Raw genomic sequence first — 19646 nt, forward strand, 5'->3', positions numbered from 1 at the left:
CTCAGAAGACGGGCGGCGCTGTCAGCTTCGCATGACGAGGACGGTCGCATGATCACCGGCTATTGCGCCGATGGGACAGCCGTCGTTCTGACACCGGCCGAACCACCCGAAAAATTGCGTCCCGATGTCATCTGGCTGGATCTGGTCGAGCCCACCAAGGCAGAAGACCTGATGATGGAGAAGCTTCTCGGCATTTCCATCCCGACACGCGACGATCTGAAGGACATCGAACCGTCGAGCCGCCTCTATGTCGAGGAGGGTGCCGTGTTCATGACGGCGTCACTGGTGTTCCGTTCGGATACGGATATCCCCGGACTGACGGATGTCGGCTTCATCCTGTCGGGTGGCCGGCTTGTGACCATCCGCTATGCCGAGCCCCGGTCGTTCACCCTCTTCAAGACATCGATGCATCGCTTCCCGGGCGGTTGCCGCGATGGCGCGGTTGTCCTGACCCGGCTTCTGGAAACGGTCGCCGACCGAACCGCCGAGATTCTCGAGCAGGCGGTCACCAAGATCGACGATCTGTCGATCGACGTCTTCAGCGACAAGGCTGCAGGCAAGCGCCGCTCGCCGCATTATCTCGAGGCGCGCTTGCGTGATGTCGCTGGCCATCATCGCCTCGTCGCCAAGACGCGTGACAGCCTTGCCTCGCTCTCGCGCCTGCTGACCTTCGTCTACACTGTTCCGGAGGTGCAGGAAGACAAGGACACGCGCGAACTCTGCCGTTCGATCTCCCGCGACATCCAGTCGCTTTCCGAGCACGCAAGTTTCATTTCCGGCAACATCACCTTCCTGCTTGATGCGTCGCTGGGTCTGATCAACGTCGAGCAGAACGCCATCATCAAGATTTTCTCGATCGCATCGGTCGTCCTGCTGCCGCCGACCCTGGTCGCTTCGGTCTACGGCATGAACTTCCGCGTTATGCCCGAACTGGAATGGCACTTCGGCTATCCCTGGGCGATTGCGGCGATGGTGATATCGGCCGTCATCCCCTTTTTCTTTTTCCGCTGGAAAGGCTGGCTGTGAACGCCAGTAGGTTTGCATGACCCAACCGCATGCCCCCTCCCACGAGCCGAAGGATCTGCGCCGCCTGCTGATCCTCGGGCTTGGCTCGATCGGTGTCGTCTACGGCGATATCGGCACCAGCCCGCTCTATGCCTTTCGCGAAGCGCTGCGCCCGGTTTCCCACGACGGCGTGACCGACGTGGAGATTATCGGCCTGATCTCGCTGATGATCTGGACGCTGACGATTATCGTCACGATCAAGTACGTGCTGTTCCTGCTGCGCGCCGACAACCAGGGGGAGGGCGGCACGCTGTCGTTGCTCGCTCTTCTGATGAAGTCCGCCAACGGGCACGCATCGATCCTCTTCTTCATGGGGATCGCGGGTGCAGCACTTTTCATCGGTGATGCGATGATCACGCCGGCCTTGTCCGTTCTTTCGGCGGTCGAAGGTCTGAAGCTGGTGACGCCGGCGCTATCGGAATACGTGGTTCCGATCGCGGTGGTCATCCTGCTCATGCTGTTTGCGGTGCAGTCCAAGGGAACGGCGGCCGTCTCCAACTTCTTCGGGCCGATCACGCTGGTCTGGTTCCTGGTGATGGGCTGGATCGGCCTCGTCCACATTTCCGACGACCTGACGATCTTCAAGGCCTTCAATCCTTACTATGCCGTGAGCTTCATGCTGAATGAAGGCTATGTCGGCATCATCGTCCTTGGCGCCGTTTTCCTGACGGTGACGGGTGCCGAGGCGCTCTACGCCGACCTTGGACATTTCGGTCGCCGACCGATCCAATGGGCCTGGTTCCTGGTCGTCTTCCCGGCGCTGACCCTCAACTATCTGGGGCAAGGTGCCTTCGTGCTGCAGAACCCGGAAGCGATGTCCGATCCGTTCTTCCTGATGTTCCCGAAATGGGCGCTGCTACCGGTCGTCATCCTGGCGACGGCGGCGACCATCATTGCCAGCCAGGCGGTGATAACAGGGGCCTTTTCGCTGACACGTCAGGCGATCCACCTGGGCTTCCTGCCGCGCATGGCGATCTTCCACACGTCGGAGACGCATACGGGCCAGATCTATCTTCCGAACGTCAACACGCTGCTGATGTTCGGCGTCATGGCGCTCGTCTTCGTCTTCGGTTCGTCGGAATCGCTCGCCACCGCCTACGGCATCTCGGTCACCGGCGCGATGGTGGTGACGACGGTGCTTTCGTTCGAGTTCCTGCGCACGCGCTGGAATTGGTCCGGGCTCTGGGCGGCGGCTGTCCTGCTGCCGCTGTTTGGGCTTGAGTTCATCTTCCTCGGCGCCAACATGCTGAAGATCCACGACGGCGGTTACGTGCCGGTGCTGATCGCCGCCACCTTCATCGTCATTATGTGGACCTGGCGGCGCGGAACCGAGATCCTGCACGCCAAGACCCGCCACATCGACATTCCACTTGCAAGCTTCATCAAGTCGATCGAGCGCAAGAGCGAGCATGCACCGGTGGCCGTTCCCGGCACGGCCGTGTTCCTGACGAGCGATCCGGAGTCGACCCCGGCCGCACTGCTCCACAACATCAAGCACAATCATGTGCTGCACAATCAGAACTTCATTCTGACGATCCGTACCGCCAACACACCGAAAGTGCCGAAGTCGGAGCGGGTGAGTATGCAGCCGCTTTCGGATCGCTTCACGCTGCTCGAGATGCGCTTCGGCTTCATGGAAACGCAGAACGTCTCGCAGGCGCTCGGCCTTTTCCGCAAATCGGGGCTGAAGTTCGACATCATGTCGACCTCCTTCTATCTCGGTCGCCGCAAGCTCGTGCCCGATGCCGAATCCGGCATGCCTCATTGGCAGGACCGGCTGTTCATCGCACTGGCCAATGCGGCGATCGACCCCTCGGACTATTTCCGCCTGCCGACCAACCGCGTCGTCGAACTCGGCTCGCACGTCATCATCTGATCCTTGCTTCTCTCAACCGAGTGTGCCGGGCAGGGGCTTCGCATACACAGTGAGATAAAACGAAGCCGTTCCCGGCCGGGGCGGCTCCGTTCGCGTTATGACGGCCGTGTTCTTCAGCGAGGCTGCATTAACCAAACATCAAGGTTAATGCTTCATTTTCAAAGCTCGAACGAAGCGGCTCCGGCGGGGTGTCCGGCCGCCTCATTGTCTTAGCTTCCCGCGCGGAATCTCCGACGCTGGCTTCTTGCCGGCGCGGGCAAAGCCGTGCCGTTCGTCAAGCGTTGCGTGGAGTCGGTTGGTGCGTAAGAGTCGGAACCTGCGTCAAAAGTCTCGCCTGAACGTGTCCACGTGGATGGCGCCTGCAATCATCGGCCTCGCGCTCTATCTCGGCTTCCCTTCCGTTGCGGCCTATGCGGATCTCGCGACCTTTCTCTCCGGCATCAATCGTGGTGGTGAGCGCTGGCGCATGTACATGACGCCGTCGCCGGCGGGCTCGATCCACGAAGTCGAAATGGTCTTTGCCGATCCGATCACGACGGGCGCGCTCGATGGCGGCGCCGGCATCAACATGCCCGACGGCAGCCGCGTCGCACTCACGTCCGAGACCAAGCATTCCGGCACGCCAGACGAGGAGCGTATCAACCGCCGCGACAAGAAGGGGCGCATCGTCGCCGTCACGCCGGTGACGCCGCCCAAGGATTTCACCGCCGGCTCCATCCTGCAGCGCACGAGTTCCCTCACGGACCCGCGCTTCGAGGAAGGCGAGAAAATGGTCTTCGCCAAGGCGCGCATCAAGGGCAAGGAGATCGAGATCGCCACGGCCTTCTATGGAAAGAAGCCGCCAAAGGCGGATCCCGGCGTTTCGCCGATGCTGGCCAAGCTCGTGACGAACGACAAGCCCGACATTCTTGCGACTGCTTACGTCCGGCCCGAGCCGGACTATGCGCGTGAATCACCCTTCGATTCGATCCTGCGCGAGGACAAGAACGCTGGCCGCTTCATTCCCGAAATCGCGCCTGACGACCACGCTTGGGCGGCAACGGTGCTGCCCTCGGCCGTATTCAGCAAGGAAGAGCAGGCCTGCCTGGCCGAAGGCATCTATTTCGAAGCGCGCAGCGAGTCGCTCAAGGGCCAGGCGGCCGTCGCTCAAGTGATTCTCAATCGCGTCCGCAATCCGACCTATCCGAAAACCATCTGCGGCGTAATCTATCAGAACAAGACCTGGCGCAACCGTTGCCAGTTTTCCTTCGCCTGCGACATGATCCGGGACCTGATCTATTCGCGCTCGCACTGGAAAATGGCCAAGGAAGTCGCGATGGCGGTCACGGCCGGCAAGATCTGGCTGCCAGAAGTGGGCTCTGCCACCCATTACCATGCGACCTACGTCAATCCGCCCTGGGCAAAGACGATGAAGCGGGTCGGCAAGATCGGTATGCACATCTTCTACCGGACCTATGGCGGCGGCTGGAGTTGATCGGCGCCTGGCGCGATTCCGCCGTCTTTTCCTGTCTAACCCGTAGAACCGAGATTCCAGCCGACAGAGTGCAGGAATCCTGCGACAACCTTGTCGCGGATCGTGCTTTGCAATTCTAACTATTTGAATTATCGTAATAATATTGTCCACGGTCAAGCTGCCCGCATGCCTTGACTATGCGGGTGCCTAAAACTATGTTGCGCGCGACTTCAAATGGGGCCGAAACGTGGCTTGAACGATGGCCTATTGTATGACCGAAATCGCGGTCTGAGACCCGATCAGGACGGCAAGGGAGTGGCCACGTGGCGGAGAAACCTGAAGAAAGTCTGGAAGCGCGGCTGAAGCAGCTCGGCGATAAGATTGAGGCCAAGAAGCCTCATACGTCTGATGCAGCGGAGGCCCGTGCCGCCGAAAGCCGTAAGGGCTATGCGGCGGCGATGAAGCTGTCGAGCGAATTCATCGCCGGCATCGTTGTCGGCGCGTTTCTGGGCTATCTTTTGGACCACTTTGCGGGTACAGGGCCGTGGGGCATGATCATCCTCCTGCTTCTTGGCTTCTGCGCTGGCGTGCTGAATGTGCTGCGCTCGGCCGGTATGGTGGCAACACCGGAAGCTGGAAGAGGCGGCCCTGAGGATGACAAGAAGGACGGAGACGCCCACTGAGGCGTTGTCCCGAAGAAAACGGTTTCCGCTCTTGGGCGGGCAGAACGAAAGAGAAGCGCGGTGTCAAACGATCCGACCCACCAGTTCCTGGTCAACAAGATTGTCCCGATCGAGATTGGCGGAATTGACTTTTCCTTCACCAATGCGTCGCTGTTCATGGTCGCGACCGTGGGTGCTGCCGCAGGCTTCCTGTATCTGACGACGTCGCAGCGCGGTCTGATCCCGAACCGCATGCAGTCGGTCTCCGAAATGTCCTACGAGTTCATCGCCTCGATGCTGCGCGAAGGCGCCGGCAGCGGCGGCATGAAGTTCTTCCCGATGGTGTTCTCGCTGTTCATGTTCATCCTGACGGCGAACCTGCTCGGCATGTTCCCGTACTTCTTCACGATCACCAGCCAGATCATCGTCACCTTCGCACTGGCGCTGTTTGTGATCGGTACCGTCATTCTCTATGGTTTCTACAAGCACGGTTTCGGTTTCCTGAAGCTTTTCGTGCCGCATGGTGTTCCTGGCGTGCTTCTGCCGCTTGTCGTCGCGATCGAAATCATCTCGTTCCTTTCCCGCCCCATCAGCCTCTCGGTCCGTCTTTTCGCCAACATGCTGGCCGGCCACATCACGCTGAAGGTCTTTGCAGGCTTCGTCACGTCGCTCAGCGCCCTTGGCGCGCTCGGCATCGGTGGCGCGATCCTGCCGCTCATCATGACCGTCGCCATCACCGGTCTTGAGTTCCTCGTCTGCTTCCTCCAGGCCTATGTCTTTGCGGTACTGACCTGCATGTACCTCAACGACGCTGTCCATCCCGGAAGCCACTAAGGAATAACAGTCGCTTGCTTTCGGCCGGCCCTCCGCCGGAAGCACAATCCTAAGCCGCAACACCATTCGAAGGAGTTCAAACATGGAAGCGGAAGCAGCAAAGTACATCGGCGCAGGTCTCGCTTGCCTCGGTATGGCCGGCACGGCTCTCGGCCTCGGCAACATCTTCGGCAGCTACCTGTCCGGCGCACTGCGCAACCCGTCGGCTGCTGACGGTCAGTTCGGCCGCCTCGTATTCGGCTTCGCCGTTACGGAAGCTCTGGGCATCTTCTCGCTGCTCGTAGCCCTGCTCCTCCTCTTCGCCGTCTAATATCGGCTGGAGTTTCGGCCGCGGCCCGTCAAAAGGCCGCGGCCGCGCATATTCTTGAGTGCACCTGGAGGTGAGCATGTTTGTGACCGCGGCCTATGCCCAGCAGTCAACCACCACTGAAGGCGCCGAAGCACACGATGCCGCTGCGGCCGGTGAGGTGCACACCGAAACGGGTGTGGCCCACGAAGGCGAGGCTGGCTCCGGCGTGTTCCCGCCCTTCGATTCGACCCATTTCGCGTCGCAGCTGCTTTGGCTCGCGATCACGTTCGGCCTCTTCTATATCCTGATGTCGAAGGTCATCATTCCGCGTATCGGCGGAATTCTCGAAACCCGTCACGATCGGATCGCTCAGGATCTCGATGAAGCGTCCCGCCTCAAGGGCGAAGCCGACGCGGCCATCGCTTCCTACGAGCAGGATCTGGCAACGGCCAAGTCCAAGGGTCACAAGATCGCTGACGACGCTCGCGAATCCGCAAAGGCCAAGGCCAATGCAGACCGCACGGCCGTCGAAGCCGATCTCGCCAAGAAGATTTCGGCTGCGGAAGACCGCATCGCCGACATCAAGGCAAAGGCACTGGCTGACGTCGGCGCCATCGCTGAGGAAACCGCGACCGCTGTCGTCAAGCAGCTGATCGGTGGAACCGTCACCAAGGCCGAGATCACCGCTGCCGTCAAGGCATCGGCCGGTAACTGAGGAGCACTGAACCATGCATCTTGATGCGACCTTCTATGCCCTCGTCGGCCTGATCCTGTTCTTCGTCCTGATCGCCTATCTCAAGGTTCCGGGCATGATCGGCAAGGCGCTCGACGCCCGCGCCGAAAAGATCGGCAACGAGCTGACCGAAGCCAAGCGTCTGCGCGAAGAAGCACAGAGCCTTGTCGCCGAGTACCAGCGCAAGCGTAAGGATGCCGAAGCGGAAGCTGCCGGTATCGTCGCTGCCGCTCAGCGCGAAGCCGAAATGCTGACGGCGGAAGCCAAGCAGAAGACCGAGGAATACGTTGCCCGTCGCACGGCTCTCTCGGAGCAGAAGATCAAGCAGGCTGAAAGCGACGCGATCAACGCCGTCCGTTCCGCTGCCGTCGATCTGGCGATTGCCGCTGCCGAGAAGGTCGTCGCCGCCAAGGCCGACGCCGGTGCACAGAGAGATCTGTTCACGAAGGCGCTTGGCGAAGTCAAGGCACGCCTGAACTAGTCCTCGGGACATTCCGGATTTGAAGAGCCCCGCCCCGTGCGGGGCTTTTTGTTTGGGCCATGCACCAGGTTTGGCTGCAGGCACTGGCCTCCCGGCGATACGCTGGGTGGATCGCTGAGACGATAGCGCGCATGCCCCCGGTTCACTGCGGGCGCCTCGCGCGCCGCCGGTGACCCCGTTAAACCTTTACGCGCGCGCATATTCGTCGGCGCGCGACCCTATGGGGCACGCGCTGGTGTCTCAGACAAGATTTCTTTGGCAAGCTGGCGAGCCGGAACCGGCGCTCCGAAGAACCGCTCAGCCACTATTAGTCCTGCCGCAGGGGCCGGAAGCTCATGCGGTGCAGGGCGCAGGGACCATGCGTTTCTATGGCGCGCCGGTGGGTTACGGTCGCGTAGCCGGCATGGAGCGCAAAGCCGTAGCCGGGATGCGCGAGGTCGGCGCGAGCCATCATGCGATCGCGCGTAACCTTGGCGACGATCGAAGCGGCGGCGATCGATAGCGACCGTGCGTCGCCCTTTACGACTGCCTTGGCATGGCATGAAAGCCCGGGCGGCACGTCGCGGCCGTCGACGAGTACGAAGCGTACGGTCGAGGGAAGACCCGCCACTGCGCGTCGCATCGCCTCCAGGCTTGCCTTGCGGATATCCGTGGCATCGATCGTGCCGGCCGAGGCCGAGGCGATCGATACCTCCGATGTCGCGAGGATTTCGTCGAACAGCTTCTCGCGCGCCTGCGCGCTGAGCTTCTTGCTGTCATCGAGGCCCTCGGGAATGGCGTCGGGATTGAGAATGACCGCAGCCGCTACGACCGGTCCTGCGAGCGGGCCGCGACCAGCTTCATCGGCGCCGGCGACCGGCCAAAATCCATCACCTCTTGCCGAGAGTTCAAAACTGAAATCGGGTGCTTCGATGATATCGGGAAAAAGGGGAGAATCGGACGACCTGCGAGACATAAGTCTAATTCGCATGATCGACCGATTCTCTTCAAGCCCCCAGGTCCGAGTGCGGCGGCGGACGGGGGGATGGCCGATGCCCCAGGCGGGGGCGGGGCACCGGAACTGTTTTGCGACCTTCTAGCGTTCACACCGGCTTGCCTGAGGGGGCGGTGGCGAAAACTCCCCCATTGCCCCCGGGCATCCTCGGTGCCTATCGCTGGCCACAAACCCGGAATAGCCATTCCGGAAAACCTTCAAAGAAGCGAGAGCTGCACCCCCGTTCCGAGCGGCGGCACGAACAGATCGTCGCGAAGCTGCCGGCGTGTCGGGTTGAAGCCGAGGCGCTTGGTGGCGAGATCGAAGCGGCGGCCGATCTGCCAGGCATAGGGGCCGGCGCCTTTCATGCGCTTGCCGAACTCGGCGTCATAGTCCTTGCCGCCACGCATGGAGCGGACGAGCGACATGACGTGGCGGTAGCGGTCCGGATAGTTGCGCAGAAGCCAGTCGCGAAACAGCGGGCTGACTTCGAGCGGCAAGCGCAACAGCACATAGCTCGCCTCCGTCGCACCGGCCGTCCTTGCCGCTTCGAGAACCCGTTCGATCTCATGGTCGTTGAGCGCCGGAATGATCGGAGAGACGAGAACCCCGGCGGGGATGCCGGCCTCGGCAATGGCACGAATCGCCTCCAGCCGCTTGGGCGGCGTTGCGGCGCGGGGCTCCATTGTCCTCGCCAGCTTGCGGTCGAGCGTGGTGACTGAAATGCCGACCCGCGCCAGTCCCTTCTCGGCCATCGGCGCGAGAATGTCGATATCGCGGGTGACCATCGCCGATTTGGTGACGATCATGACCGGGTGGTTGGCGTCCCTCAGCACTTCGAGGATCTGGCGCATGATGCGCCATTCCTTTTCGATCGGCTGATAGGGATCGGTGTTAGTGCCGATGGCGATGGGCCTGACCTTGTAATCCGGTCGCGCCAGTTCGCGCTCCAGGAGCCGCGCGGCATCCGGCTTGGCGAAGAGCTTCGCCTCGAAATCCAGACCCGCCGACAGGCCCATGAAGGCGTGTGTGGGGCGGGCGAAACAATAGATGCAGCCGTGCTCGCATCCGCGATAGGGGTTGATCGAACGGTCAAAAGAGATATCGGGAGATTCATTTCGGGTGATCACCGTCCGCGGCTTCTCGACCTGGACTTCGGTCTTGAAGGGGGGCAGATCTTCCAGGCTTTCCCAGCCGTCGTCGAAGCTTTCCCGCGCCTGCGGCTCGAAGCGGCCGGACGTGTTGAGCCCGGCGCCGCGTCCGCGGCGGCGGTCGATATCGATCCGCAAGCCTGTTGCGCTCATCATCGCTTCGGCGACATCTGCCGTATTGGCGGGCGCAAGCGCACCCTGCCTGATCTGAGACAGCTCGTTCATTGGAATCTCCCCGGAATCAGATCTTTGATCCCGTTTTGTTCTGATTATTTTCCTATCGCGAATGCGAGAACAATTCAAGAACAAAAAGCGGGAGCAGTACGTTTGGAGTTTCGTGCTCCCCGGTTTGGTTTTCAGCCAAGCCAGCAGTGCATGTAGCAATTGTGAGTGTGATGCGGTAGGACGGGCTATGCTGACGATCATCATGGAAACGCGGGACAACGAAGCCGAGCTGGTGCAGACGCTGTCGGTGCTCGTCGCCGGCGCCGTGGAGGGCCTCGTCAGTGATGTGATTGTCCTCGATCACGGCTCCAAGGACGGCTCGTCGCGTGTGGCGGAAGCGGCCGGCTGCCGCTTTCACGTCGATTGGAATCTCGGCGACGTCGTGCGTTCGGCGCGCGGCGAATGGCTGATGCTGCTCGAACCCGGTGCCCGTCCGATCGGCCGGTGGATCGACGAGCTTGCCGAATACGTCTCGCTCAACAGGGCGCCCGCGCGCTTCTCCGATTCCAGAATGCACCGCAAACCGTTCTTCCGCCGCCTGATCCGGCGAAGAAAGCCGCTGGAAACGGGTTTCCTGGTGAACAAACATGATGCGCTCGCAGCGGCCGATGGCAATCGATGCCTCGGCGACATGACGAATGTCCGGGCGGTCCGCAAACTCTCGACGGAGCTCGTTCCGGCCTGGGTCGTCACCGAAAGCAAGCCGACGCCGGGACGCTCCTGATCGCTGTGCACTAAAAAGGTGCCAGTCCCAGGGGACGGCACCTCAAGGTGGCTCTCAAATGACCTTGTCTGGTAAATTTCTTGCCGGGCAGCATTCTGGCTGCACGTCGTATCCCCTTGTTCTCCCCGCCCGGGGATATCGGCGGGGAGGCGTCTTTGCAGCCTGAAGAGAAACGTGCGGCGTCCGATCTTCGGTGGGCTGATGATCGGACGCTAAAGGCACGAAAAATGGCTGTCAGTTCCAAAGGTAACAGACGGGCCGAAAGTGCGATGGGACGTGGAGGATCCGGGCTTAACCGCGTTTGAGGTGCTCGTCGAGCCGGGGCATGATCTCGACGAAATTGCAGGGCATGTGCCGGTAATCGAGCTGCTGCTTCAATATGCCGTCCCACGCATCGCGGCAGGCGCCGGGTGAGCCGGGCAGAACGAAAATGAAGGTGGCGTTGGCAACGCCGCCCGTTGCGCGTGACTGGATCGTCGAGGTGCCGATCTTCTCGTAGGAGATCCGATGGAAAACCTCGGAGAAGCCGTCCATGCGCTTTTCGAACAGCGGCTCCAGCGCCTCCGGCGTCACGTCCCGGCCGGTGAAGCCCGTGCCACCGGTCGTGATCACCACGTCGATCGTCGGTTCGAGCGTCCAGGCCTTCACCTGGTCGTAAATCTTCGCGCGATCGTCTGGGACGATCGCGCGCGCCTCCAGGCGATGGCCTGCGTCGCGCACCCGCGCCTCCAGCGTGTCGCCCGATTTGTCGTCGGCGAGCGTGCGGGTGTCGGACACCGTGAGGACAGCAATTCCAACGGGAATGAAGGGGCGTTTTTCGTCGATGCCAACCATTCTACTTGCCTCTTCCTATCGTGTTGCAGGCGAGAACGTACCAGCCGGGCTGCGCCTCCGAAAGAGTACGCGCTGTCGCAGCCGCACGCTCACCGTTGTCGAAAATGCCGAAGCAAGTGGCGCCTGAGCCCGACATCCGAACCAGCAGGGCCCCGGCCTCCATCAGCGACTGGCAGACGTCGCCGATGACAGGCTGCAGCTGCTGCGCCGGCGGCTGCAGATCGTTGCGCATCGTTGCCATTGCCGCCAGCCACGCGTCGAGCGTTCCCGAAGCCTGAGGCAAAACGAGCGGCGCATTGGTCTTGTTCGCGAGCGTCCGGAACACCACCGGCGTCGAAACGGCAACGAGCGGATTGACCAGTACGAGGGGCAGGGATGGAAGGTCGGCAAGCGGCGTGATGTCCTCACCGATGCCTTTCGCCACGAGAGGAATGCCGGCGAGGCACATCGGTACGTCGGCGCCGAGCGTCAATGCCATTGCATCGAGGCGGGAGGGTTCGATCGCGGCGTGCCAAAGTTCGAGAAGTCCATGAAGCGTCGCCGCCGCGTCGGCGGAACCGCCGCCGATGCCGGAAGCGAGGGGCAAATTCTTTTCGAGATGCAGATGAACAGGGCCGGCAGCGGCGAGGTTGCGGGACCGCAGTTCCTCACGAAGGACATCTCGCGCCTTTAGGACCAGATTGCCGCCCTGGGCGCTGGCATCCATTGGCAGTTCGGCGGCAAAGGGTCCAGATACGGTAAAGAGATCGGCGTCTGCCGATGCAAAGCCGATCCTGTCGCCGCGATCGGCAAAGGTGACGAGGCTTTCGAGAAGGTGGTGGCCGTCGGCCCGCTGGCCGACGACGTGGAGCGCCAGATTGATCTTTGCGGGCGCCGCGCGCGTCAGCGTGAAGCCCGCGATGCCGTCATCGATCATGGATCGATCAGGACTTCTTGTCCGGCGCCGGCGCTTCCGCTTCCGGGGTCACCTTCTTCGGCGCGGTTTCCTTGGCATCGGCGGAGGCCGGAACCTCTTCCTTCAGCGGTGGCAGGCCGTTTTCGATCTTCGCCTTGATCTTCGGGATCTCAGCTTCCTCGGGCTTCAGTTCAAGCGTCTGCGTCCATTGGAACACCGCTTCAAGCTTGCGGCCGACGCGCCAATAGGCGTCACCGAGGTGATCGTTGATCGTCGGGTCGCCGGCCATCAGTTCAGCCGCCTTTTCCAGTTCCACCACCGCATCGTCGAAGCGGTTCATGCGGAAATAGGCCCAGCCGAGCGAATCGACGATGTAGCCGTCGTCAGGCTTCAGTTCGACCGCCTTGCGGATCATCTCGAGGCCTTCGTCGAGATTGATGTTCATGTCGACCCAGGAATAGCCGAGATAGTTCAAAACCTGCGGCTGGTCAGGGTTGAGTTCCAGCGCCTTCTTGAAGCTCGGTTCGGCCTTGTCCCAAAGCTTCTGGCGCTCGTAGGCAATGCCGCGCTGGAAGAACACGGTCCAGTCGCTGCGCTTCGGCACCGGTCCGATCTGTTCGACGGCCTGGTCGTAGAGTGTGCCCATCTCCTTGTAGTCCTTGGCGTCGGAGAGCACGCTGCCATAGGCGAGATAGTTGCGGATGTTCTTCGGATCGACGTCGATCAGCGCCTTCAGGTGCTTCTTCGCTTCGTCGACTTTGCCGATGCTGGCCAAGCTCAGGCCGAGTTGCAGTTCAGAGACGCGCCGCATCGGCGAGGTCTCCGGGATAGCCTTGTAGAGTTCGATCGCCTCGTTCGGCTTCTTCAGGTTTTCGGCGATGCCGCCGAGCATCACGAGGATGTCGGCGCTGTCGGGGTCGAGCCGGCGGGCGGTCTGCAGATAGAGCGAAACGATATCCTCGGCGCCGTCGCGATTGAGCGCAGCACCAATCGAGAAGAGCACGGCCGCAGCGCCCTGGCTGGCATTCTTGACCTGCTGTTCTTGCGGAACACCGTTCTCGATGTCGGTCCTCAGCGCCTGCAGCGGCGTGTAGTTGTTGACCATGTTCTCGCCGACGGCGACGGTATCGAGCGCCTTCTGCTTGTTGCCTTCGCGCGCCTCGAAACGAGCGAGCGCTTCGACCGCCCGCATGAAGGTGTCAGGCGCAGCACTTCCGCCTTCCCGATCCAGAATGGCATCGTTGAGCCTGGTCCGTGCGGTCTGCTTGTCGCCCGCGGCAACCGCGATCGCGCCGGCGTGATAGTTCTTGAACACGCGGAACCAGTCGGGGCCTTCCAGGCCGTTGATCTGCGCCAGCGCTTCCTTCGGCTTGCCCTGGCCGAACTTCGCCCAGGCGGAAAGCAGGCCGTTCATCAGCCGGTCGAGATCGTTGGGGCCTTGGTAGTTCAGGAGTTTCTGCGCATTGCGATACTCGCGCTTGCGGATCGCTTCGATCGCGCGGATCACGGTGGTGATGCGCTCGACGGCCGGGTCTGACTTCAGCTGCTCGGCAATCTTGGCGCCTTCATCGAACTGGCCGGCCATCAGCAGGGTGATCATCAGCCGCTGCTTGACGTCGTTGTTGTTTGGTTCGAACTGCAGCGCGATCTTGTAGAGCTCGGTGGCGGACGCGAAGTCGCGGTCCGTATCGGCGGTGCGGGCAGCGAGGAAGGCGCCGGCGAAAGTGTTCACCGTCTTGATGTCAAAGGGTTCGCTTTCCTCGACAGCGGCGACCTTGTCTTCCGCGAAGGCCTGGTGGCTGCCGCTGACTGCGGCGAGAGCCAGCAGTGCTGCGCCGCTAAGGAGGCGGAGGATCGTCATTTGCCGCATGTCAAACCTTTCGTGCCGATTGCTCGGTCTTGCGCACCACTGAGGGTTGTTTCCGGAGTCAGCCACATATAGCCCAGCGCAACTCTTGAGGAACAGAATGGCTTTTTTGGCGCAATGCGGCAAGAAAATCCTGTCGGTCGTCCCGGTAGGGTTGAGGTCCCGTCAGCTTACCCGGTCGATGCAGAAGTCGATCACTTCCGTGAGCGCCGACTTCCAGGGGGACGCCGGCAGCGGTGCCAGCGCATCGCGGGCAATCGTGCCGTAGTGCTGGGCGCGCGCGATGGTGTCGCTCAAGCCGCCGTAGCGCTTGATCAGGCCGAGCGCCTTTTCGAGGTTCTGATCGCTGCTGTCGCCGCCTTCGATCGCCTCGCGCCAGAAGGCCCGGTCTTCTGCCGTTCCGCGGCGGTAGGACAGGATCACCGGAAGCGTGATCTTTCCTTCGCGGAAGTCGTCGCCGACATTCTTGCCGAGGTCGCTCGACGAGCCGCCATAGTCGAGCACGTCGTCGACGAGCTGGAAGGCGAGGCCAAGGTTCATGCCGTAGGATTTCAGCGCATTGCGGTCGGATTTGCTCGTCTGGGCGACGATCGGTCCAACTTCGGCGGCAGCGGCAAAGAGTGCCGCGGTCTTCGCGCGAATGACCTGGAGATAATCGTCCTCGGTCGTTTCCATGTTCTTGGCGACGGAAAGCTGGAGAACTTCGCCTTCGGCGATGACGGAAGCAGCCGTCGAGAGCACGTCGAGCGCGTCGAGCGAGCCGACATCGACCATCATGCGGAAGGCCTGGCCGAGCAGGAAGTCGCCGACAAGAACACTCGCCTGGTTGCCCCAGATCGTGCGCGCGGTGGACTTGCCGCGGCGAAGGTCGCTTTCGTCGACGACATCGTCGTGCAGCAGCGTCGCCGTATGCATGAATTCGACGCTGGTGGCGAGCTTGACGTGGGCGTCGCCCTCATAGCCGAACATCGAGGCGGAGGCGAGCGTCAGCATCGGGCGCAGGCGCTTGCCGCCGGAAGAAATCAGGTGGTTGGCGACTTCGGGAATCATCTGAACGTCGGAACCGGCCTTCGACAGGATGAGCTGGTTGACGCGCTCCATGTCCGGCGCTGTCAGGTCGACGAGCGGCTTAACGGACGCCTGTTTGTTTTTGCTGTCTTCCAGCGGTATCACTACGCCCACACCGGGACTCCTGTTTTCATTGTCGCTTTCGACAATAGGAAGGGGTGTCCCGTGCGGCAAGAGGCGAATTGTCCCGCTTGCTGAAATAGGACAGGAAAAACCGCCGGATGAAGGAATTGATCCGTACCAACGATGCCGTCGTGCTCTCCTTTGCCGAGAGCCTGATGAAGGATGCCGGTATCGCAAGTCTCATCGCCGATCAGGGGATGAGCATTCTGGAAGGCTCGCTCGGCCTGCTGCCCCGCCGTTTTCTGGTCGCGGACGAGGACGCGGAAGCCGCGCGGCGGATATTGATCGACGCCGGGCTCGAGGCGGAGTTGCGGTCGTGAACTCGGACCCAGTGCTGGCGGCCGCAACCGAAACCGTCGATGCCTTCCATCGCGGCAAGTTCCATGTCGTTCAGCCGCTGGGGCAGGGACATCGCTCGGGCATGGACGCGATGCTGCTGGCATCGCTCGTTTCCTCGGACCGTCCCTGCCGCATCGCCGATCTTGGCGCCGGTGCGGGCGCCGCCGGCATGGCCGTCGCTTCGCGGATCGCAGCTGCGGAGGTGGTGCTGGTGGAGCGCTCACCGATCATGGCGGAGTATGCCCGTCGCAGCCTGCTGCTGGCTGAGAATGCCCGCTTTGCTTCGCGGGTCTTGGTGCTGGAGGCCGATGTCTCGCTTGCCGGCAAGGCGCGTGTCGCGGCGGGTCTGGCGGATGACAGCTTCGACCACGTGATCATGAATCCGCCCTTCAACGACGCTTCCGATCGCAAGACGCCGGACAGCCTCAAGGCTGAGGCCCATGCGATGAGCGACGGGCTCTTCGAGGTCTGGGTGAAGACGGCTGGCGCGATCATGAAGCCGGGCGGGCAACTGTCGTTGATTGCCCGGCCGGAATCGATCGCCGAGATCATCGCCGCCTGCGGCCGCCGCTTCGGCGGCATCGAGATCACTGCGCTGCATCCGCGCGTCGGCGAAAACGCCGTGCGCATCCTGGTGACGGCGATCAAGCAGAGCCGCAAGCGGCTGGTGTTGCGCGCGCCACTCGTCATGCATGAGGAGGGGCATCGCTTCGCTGATCATGTCGACGATCTCAACAACGGTCGTGCCGCCTATCGCCGCCGCTGATTTACCGTATGCGGCATTGCGTTTGTCGTGGCAGTGCATACATGCCATGGATGGGCCAATACATTTGGCCATCGGAGCGGCATGAGGAAAGGTGCCATGCCGTTTTCCTCACGCTGCTCCAAAGCGATCCAGTAGGCAGGAGTTGAAATGAAGGCGTTCCTGAGACGGTTGTTGCCGAGGCGATTTCGCAGGGAAGGCGTGACGATCCCCGTTGTCCGGCTTCACGGTGCGATCATGGCTGGCGGCGGGCAATTCCGGCCGGCGCTCAACCTGGCAACGGCGGCACCGCTTCTGGAAAAGGCCTTTGCAATCAAGGAAGCGCCTGCGGTTACGATCTCCGTCAATTCGCCCGGCGGCTCCCCGGTGCAGTCGCGCCTGATCTATCAGCGTATCCGGGACCTCGCCCAGGAGAAGAAGAAGCGCGTCCTGATCTTCGTCGAGGACGTTGCAGCGTCCGGCGGCTACATGATCGCACTCGCCGGCGATGAGATCATCGCCGATCCGACCTCGATCGTCGGCTCGATCGGCGTCGTTTCCGGCGGTTTCGGCTTTCCGGAGCTGCTGAAGAAGATCGGCGTCGAACGACGCGTCTATACCGCCGGCGAAAACAAGGTGATGCTCGACCCGTTCCAGCCGGAAAAGGAGCAGGACATCGCATTTCTGAAGAACCTGCAGCTAGACATCCATGATACCTTCATCCAGATGGTGAAGGCGCGTCGCGGGCAGATGCTCGCCGATGATCCGGATATCTTCTCCGGCCTTTTCTGGACTGGCCGGCGCGGGCTGGAGCTGGGGCTAATCGACGGTCTCGGCGATCTGCGCGGCGAGGTGAAGAAGCGTTACGGCGACAAGGCGCGGCTAGAACTCATCCAGCCGGTGCGCAGCCTTTTCGGCCGTCGGCAGACCGGCACGGCCGTGGCCGGCGCCCTTGTCGAGCCCTTGGCGGCGTCGGCGGCAGCGGGTCTTGCCGAAGCAATCGAGGAAAGGGCATTGTGGGCGCGGTTCGGGCTTTGAGCCCAAGCAATTCCAGCGAAATTGTACGACGGTTTCGCGTCCGGAATTGCGTAAAACAATGAGATAGGGCGTTTCCACGACTGCGTTTGATCGGAAGCGCCCTGGCTCACGCGTGATGTCTTTGGAGGAAAAATGCCGCAACTCATCCTGCTCTTGATTGCAGGTTTCGTCTTCTGGCTCGGCTACCGCAAGTTCGTGGCCGATGCGCAGAAATTGACGCGCCAGCGTGAACAGGCCCGCCGCGAGGAGCGGACCGGGGCGCAGGGCACGCTGGTCCAGGATCCGGAAACCGGTGAGTACAGGCTGAAACGCGAAGACGAATAGCGAGATCAAAGGACGCGGACGCTCCGGCGCGTCTAAATGGCGGGCCGGCGCTGTAGTTGCTTGACCCTTCTCATCAGGCGTGGCACCTGTCCGGCTCAATTTATATGAAGAAATCCGGACGCGATCCATGACCACTCTGCCCGATCATATGAACCCGAAGCGCTCGTTTCAGGCCCTGATCCTGACTTTGCACAACTACTGGGCCGACAAGGGTTGCGCCGTCCTGCAGCCCTACGACATGGAAGTGGGCGCCGGTACCTTCCATCCGGCAACGACCCTGCGCGCGCTTGGTCCGCGCCCCTGGCGGGCAGCCTATGTGCAGCCGTCGCGTCGCCCGACCGATGGCCGCTACGGTGAAAACCCGAACCGCCTGCAACACTATTACCAGTACCAGGTGCTCCTGAAGCCGAACCCGTCCAACCTGCAGGAGCTCTATCTCGGCTCGTTGGAGGCGATCGGCCTCGACCCGCTGCTGCACGATATCCGCTTCGTCGAGGACGACTGGGAAAGCCCGACGCTCGGCGCCTGGGGCCTCGGCTGGGAGTGCTGGTGCGACGGCATGGAAGTGTCGCAGTTCACCTATTTCCAGCAGGTCTGCGGCATCGAATGCTCGCCGGTTTCCGGTGAACTGACTTACGGTCTCGAGCGTCTCGCCATGTATGTGCAGGGCGTCGACAACGTCTACGACCTGAATTTCAACGGCCGCGAAGGCGCCGAGAAGATCAGCTATGGCGACGTCTTCCTGCAGGCGGAACAGGAATATTCGCGCTACAATTTCGAATACGCCAACACCGCCATGCTGCATCAGCACTTCATCGATGCCGAAGCGGAGTGCCAGGCATTGTTGGCCGCCGGCGCACCAGGCGATCACAGCAACAATCAGCTGCACAAATGCGTCTTCCCCGCCTATGACCAGTGCATCAAGGCGAGCCACGTGTTCAACCTGCTCGATGCCCGTGGCGTCATCTCGGTCACCGAACGCCAGAGCTACATCCTGCGCGTCCGAGCGCTGGCCAAGGCCTGCGGCGAAGCCTTCCTGCTGACCGACGCTGGCGGCGCGAACTTCAACCGGGACGCGGCTTGATCACGCAACCGTCCGGCCTCGTCGTTCACATCAACGGCTGGCCGGGAACCGGCAAGCTGACGATCGCGCGCCATCTGGCCGAAAGGCTGGGCGCGCGGCTTGCCGACAACCACACGCTGATCAATCCGGCCGAGGCGCTGTTTGCGCGCGGCACACCGCTCTATCGATCGCTGCGCGCGGCGATCCGTGAGAGTGTGTTGGACCATTTGGCGAGGGCGCCAGGGGAACAATCCTTCGTCTTTACCGATGCGCTCTCGGATGACGCCTCCGACACCCGCGCCTTCGAAGACTACGCCGAGCTTGCGCGCCTGCGCGGCGCCCGCTTCGTTGCGGTCGTCATCGATTGCGATGTCGAGGAAAATCTCAAGCGGCTGACAAGGGCCGGACGGTCAAAGCAACACAAGCTGACCGATCCTGCGATCCTTTTGGACCTTAGGGCCAGACACAGATTGCTGCGGGGCAATGGTCATGCGGTTGTCGAGATCGATGTGACGACGCTTGGCGCCAATGAGGCCGCCGAGCATATCGCCGGCCGTATCCTTGCGTGATCAAACAACATTGACGATGGCGGCAGCGTTGTTGGCCTGGTCCAGGGTGGGGTAGGCGCCGGTGTAGATCTGACCCGCATAGGTCTGTAAGGCGCGACGAACACCGACCGGCTTTTCCTCTGCGATGGACACGTTCGCATAGGCAACGAAAAGCGCCGTGAAGGCGATTGCGTTGATGAGGGGTGCGAACGTTTTCATGACCTTAGCTTCGTTTTCCAGGAGTTGCTCTCTGGATTGGAATATGGCTGAAGGTCAGCAATGCTGCCGTTCCCGTTGGAACAGGGATTGGACGCCGCACGCGAACACTGTGTTCACGAG

At 61.8% G+C, this 19646-nt stretch carries 22 protein-coding genes; 15 read left to right on the plus strand and 7 right to left on the minus strand.

Going from position 1 to position 19646, the window contains the following annotated elements; genetic code table 11:
- Positions 1 to 48: 48 nt before the first annotated feature.
- The 8 genes from AC070A_RS13060 (at position 49) to AC070A_RS13095 (ending at position 7393) form a co-directional block, all read left to right on the plus strand.
- A complete protein-coding gene (locus AC070A_RS13060; protein WP_057250823.1) occupies positions 49 to 1026 on the plus strand; it encodes a magnesium transporter CorA family protein in 978 nt (325 codons plus the stop codon).
- A 16-nt stretch (positions 1027 to 1042) separates the two neighbouring features.
- A complete protein-coding gene (locus AC070A_RS13065; RefSeq protein ID WP_057250821.1) occupies positions 1043 to 2941 on the plus strand; it encodes a potassium transporter Kup in 1899 nt (632 codons plus the stop codon).
- A 352-nt stretch (positions 2942 to 3293) separates the two neighbouring features.
- Positions 3294 to 4415, plus strand: coding sequence for a cell wall hydrolase (locus tag AC070A_RS13070; RefSeq protein WP_112994542.1), 1122 nt, complete (start codon positions 3294 to 3296; stop codon positions 4413 to 4415).
- A gap of 302 nt (positions 4416 to 4717) precedes the next feature.
- The gene (locus AC070A_RS13075) at positions 4718 to 5077 is read left to right on the plus strand and encodes an AtpZ/AtpI family protein (RefSeq protein ID WP_057250817.1); all 360 of its coding nucleotides are present in this window, start codon (positions 4718 to 4720) and stop codon (positions 5075 to 5077) included.
- 60 nt (positions 5078 to 5137) lie between these two features.
- A complete protein-coding gene (locus tag AC070A_RS13080; RefSeq protein ID WP_057250816.1) occupies positions 5138 to 5890 on the plus strand; it encodes a F0F1 ATP synthase subunit A in 753 nt (250 codons plus the stop codon).
- An 82-nt stretch (positions 5891 to 5972) separates the two neighbouring features.
- A complete protein-coding gene (locus tag AC070A_RS13085; RefSeq protein ID WP_025426100.1) occupies positions 5973 to 6200 on the plus strand; it encodes a F0F1 ATP synthase subunit C in 228 nt (75 codons plus the stop codon).
- A 76-nt stretch (positions 6201 to 6276) separates the two neighbouring features.
- Complete coding sequence (locus tag AC070A_RS13090) at positions 6277 to 6894, plus strand: F0F1 ATP synthase subunit B (protein ID WP_057250814.1); 618 nt, start codon at positions 6277 to 6279, stop codon at positions 6892 to 6894.
- Between the two features lie 13 nt (positions 6895 to 6907).
- Positions 6908 to 7393: a F0F1 ATP synthase subunit B gene (locus AC070A_RS13095; RefSeq protein WP_113736755.1), complete on the plus strand. Its 486-nt coding sequence runs from the start codon at positions 6908 to 6910 to the stop codon at positions 7391 to 7393.
- Between the two features lie 307 nt (positions 7394 to 7700).
- On the opposite strand, the gene rnhB is transcribed toward AC070A_RS13095, so the two are convergent.
- Together rnhB and AC070A_RS13105 are read right to left on the minus strand one after the other, a co-directional pair.
- Positions 7701 to 8348, minus strand: a complete 648-nt coding sequence (gene rnhB / locus AC070A_RS13100; protein WP_058320421.1) for a ribonuclease HII — start codon at positions 8346 to 8348, stop codon at positions 7701 to 7703.
- Positions 8349 to 8584: 236 nt separating this feature from the next.
- Positions 8585 to 9742 (minus strand): PA0069 family radical SAM protein, encoded by a 1158-nt coding sequence (locus AC070A_RS13105; RefSeq protein WP_112996394.1) that lies wholly within the window; start codon positions 9740 to 9742, stop codon positions 8585 to 8587.
- Positions 9743 to 9929: 187 nt separating this feature from the next.
- On the opposite strand from AC070A_RS13105, the gene AC070A_RS13110 reads away from it, so the two are divergent.
- The gene (locus AC070A_RS13110; protein WP_058320419.1) at positions 9930 to 10466 is read left to right on the plus strand and encodes a glycosyltransferase family protein; all 537 of its coding nucleotides are present in this window, start codon (positions 9930 to 9932) and stop codon (positions 10464 to 10466) included.
- 291 nt (positions 10467 to 10757) lie between these two features.
- On the opposite strand, the gene moaB is transcribed toward AC070A_RS13110, so the two are convergent.
- The 4 genes from moaB to AC070A_RS13130 all read right to left on the minus strand — a co-directional run bounded on the left by moaB (position 10758) and on the right by AC070A_RS13130 (position 15244).
- Positions 10758 to 11300 (minus strand): molybdenum cofactor biosynthesis protein B, encoded by a 543-nt coding sequence (gene moaB / locus AC070A_RS13115; RefSeq protein ID WP_112996393.1) that lies wholly within the window; start codon positions 11298 to 11300, stop codon positions 10758 to 10760.
- A 1-nt stretch (position 11301) separates the two neighbouring features.
- Positions 11302 to 12216 (minus strand): 4-(cytidine 5'-diphospho)-2-C-methyl-D-erythritol kinase, encoded by a 915-nt coding sequence (locus AC070A_RS13120; RefSeq protein WP_112996392.1) that lies wholly within the window; start codon positions 12214 to 12216, stop codon positions 11302 to 11304.
- A gap of 7 nt (positions 12217 to 12223) precedes the next feature.
- Complete coding sequence (locus AC070A_RS13125; protein WP_057250800.1) at positions 12224 to 14065, minus strand: tetratricopeptide repeat protein; 1842 nt, start codon at positions 14063 to 14065, stop codon at positions 12224 to 12226.
- 162 nt (positions 14066 to 14227) lie between these two features.
- Positions 14228 to 15244, minus strand: a complete 1017-nt coding sequence (locus tag AC070A_RS13130) for a polyprenyl synthetase family protein (protein ID WP_058320418.1) — start codon at positions 15242 to 15244, stop codon at positions 14228 to 14230.
- A gap of 107 nt (positions 15245 to 15351) precedes the next feature.
- Here AC070A_RS13130 and AC070A_RS13135 point away from each other — a divergent pair, with 107 nt between their 5' ends.
- The 6 genes from AC070A_RS13135 (at position 15352) to AC070A_RS13160 (ending at position 19328) form a co-directional block, all read left to right on the plus strand.
- Positions 15352 to 15573 (plus strand): putative signal transducing protein, encoded by a 222-nt coding sequence (locus AC070A_RS13135; RefSeq protein WP_057250796.1) that lies wholly within the window; start codon positions 15352 to 15354, stop codon positions 15571 to 15573.
- Positions 15570 to 16358, plus strand: coding sequence for a tRNA1(Val) (adenine(37)-N6)-methyltransferase (locus tag AC070A_RS13140; protein WP_375374101.1), 789 nt, complete (start codon positions 15570 to 15572; stop codon positions 16356 to 16358). Before AC070A_RS13135 ends, AC070A_RS13140 begins: the two co-directional genes overlap by 4 nt.
- A gap of 147 nt (positions 16359 to 16505) precedes the next feature.
- Positions 16506 to 17372: a S49 family peptidase gene (locus AC070A_RS13145; RefSeq protein WP_057250793.1), complete on the plus strand. Its 867-nt coding sequence runs from the start codon at positions 16506 to 16508 to the stop codon at positions 17370 to 17372.
- 132 nt (positions 17373 to 17504) lie between these two features.
- Positions 17505 to 17696, plus strand: coding sequence for a hypothetical protein (locus AC070A_RS13150; RefSeq protein ID WP_112996391.1), 192 nt, complete (start codon positions 17505 to 17507; stop codon positions 17694 to 17696).
- Positions 17697 to 17823: 127 nt separating this feature from the next.
- The gene (locus AC070A_RS13155; RefSeq protein WP_093232042.1) at positions 17824 to 18780 is read left to right on the plus strand and encodes a glycine--tRNA ligase subunit alpha; all 957 of its coding nucleotides are present in this window, start codon (positions 17824 to 17826) and stop codon (positions 18778 to 18780) included.
- Entirely contained in the window at positions 18777 to 19328 is a 552-nt protein-coding gene (locus tag AC070A_RS13160) for an AAA family ATPase (RefSeq protein ID WP_112996390.1), read from the plus strand. The genes AC070A_RS13155 and AC070A_RS13160 overlap by 4 nt, the downstream gene beginning before the upstream one ends.
- On the opposite strand, the gene AC070A_RS13165 is transcribed toward AC070A_RS13160, so the two are convergent.
- Complete coding sequence (locus AC070A_RS13165; RefSeq protein ID WP_057250783.1) at positions 19329 to 19526, minus strand: hypothetical protein; 198 nt, start codon at positions 19524 to 19526, stop codon at positions 19329 to 19331.
- Positions 19527 to 19646: the final 120 nt, after the last annotated feature.

The organism is Ensifer sp. GW101-20A05 (assembly GCF_059424735.1).

Bases quoted from the DNA above. Each gene is read 5' to 3' on its own strand.
- AC070A_RS13120 (WP_112996392.1), bottom strand. From the start codon at position 12,216: ATGATCGATGACGGCATCGCGGGCTTCACGCTGACGCGCGCGGCGCCC.
- AC070A_RS13110 (WP_058320419.1), top strand. From the start codon at position 9,930: ATGCTGACGATCATCATGGAAACGCGGGACAACGAAGCCGAGCTGGTG.
- moaB (WP_112996393.1), bottom strand. From the start codon at position 11,300: ATGGTTGGCATCGACGAAAAACGCCCCTTCATTCCCGTTGGAATTGCT.
- AC070A_RS13145 (WP_057250793.1), top strand. From the start codon at position 16,506: ATGAAGGCGTTCCTGAGACGGTTGTTGCCGAGGCGATTTCGCAGGGAA.
- rnhB (WP_058320421.1), bottom strand. From the start codon at position 8,348: ATGTCTCGCAGGTCGTCCGATTCTCCCCTTTTTCCCGATATCATCGAA.
- AC070A_RS13060 (WP_057250823.1), top strand. From the start codon at position 49: ATGATCACCGGCTATTGCGCCGATGGGACAGCCGTCGTTCTGACACCG.
- AC070A_RS13155 (WP_093232042.1), top strand. From the start codon at position 17,824: ATGACCACTCTGCCCGATCATATGAACCCGAAGCGCTCGTTTCAGGCC.
- AC070A_RS13125 (WP_057250800.1), bottom strand. From the start codon at position 14,065: ATGCGGCAAATGACGATCCTCCGCCTCCTTAGCGGCGCAGCACTGCTG.
- AC070A_RS13065 (WP_057250821.1), top strand. From the start codon at position 1,043: ATGACCCAACCGCATGCCCCCTCCCACGAGCCGAAGGATCTGCGCCGC.
- AC070A_RS13105 (WP_112996394.1), bottom strand. From the start codon at position 9,742: ATGAACGAGCTGTCTCAGATCAGGCAGGGTGCGCTTGCGCCCGCCAAT.
- AC070A_RS13070 (WP_112994542.1), top strand. From the start codon at position 3,294: ATGGCGCCTGCAATCATCGGCCTCGCGCTCTATCTCGGCTTCCCTTCC.
- AC070A_RS13090 (WP_057250814.1), top strand. From the start codon at position 6,277: ATGTTTGTGACCGCGGCCTATGCCCAGCAGTCAACCACCACTGAAGGC.
- AC070A_RS13095 (WP_113736755.1), top strand. From the start codon at position 6,908: ATGCATCTTGATGCGACCTTCTATGCCCTCGTCGGCCTGATCCTGTTC.
- AC070A_RS13135 (WP_057250796.1), top strand. From the start codon at position 15,352: ATGAAGGAATTGATCCGTACCAACGATGCCGTCGTGCTCTCCTTTGCC.
- AC070A_RS13085 (WP_025426100.1), top strand. From the start codon at position 5,973: ATGGAAGCGGAAGCAGCAAAGTACATCGGCGCAGGTCTCGCTTGCCTC.
- AC070A_RS13150 (WP_112996391.1), top strand. From the start codon at position 17,505: ATGCCGCAACTCATCCTGCTCTTGATTGCAGGTTTCGTCTTCTGGCTC.
- AC070A_RS13165 (WP_057250783.1), bottom strand. From the start codon at position 19,526: ATGAAAACGTTCGCACCCCTCATCAACGCAATCGCCTTCACGGCGCTT.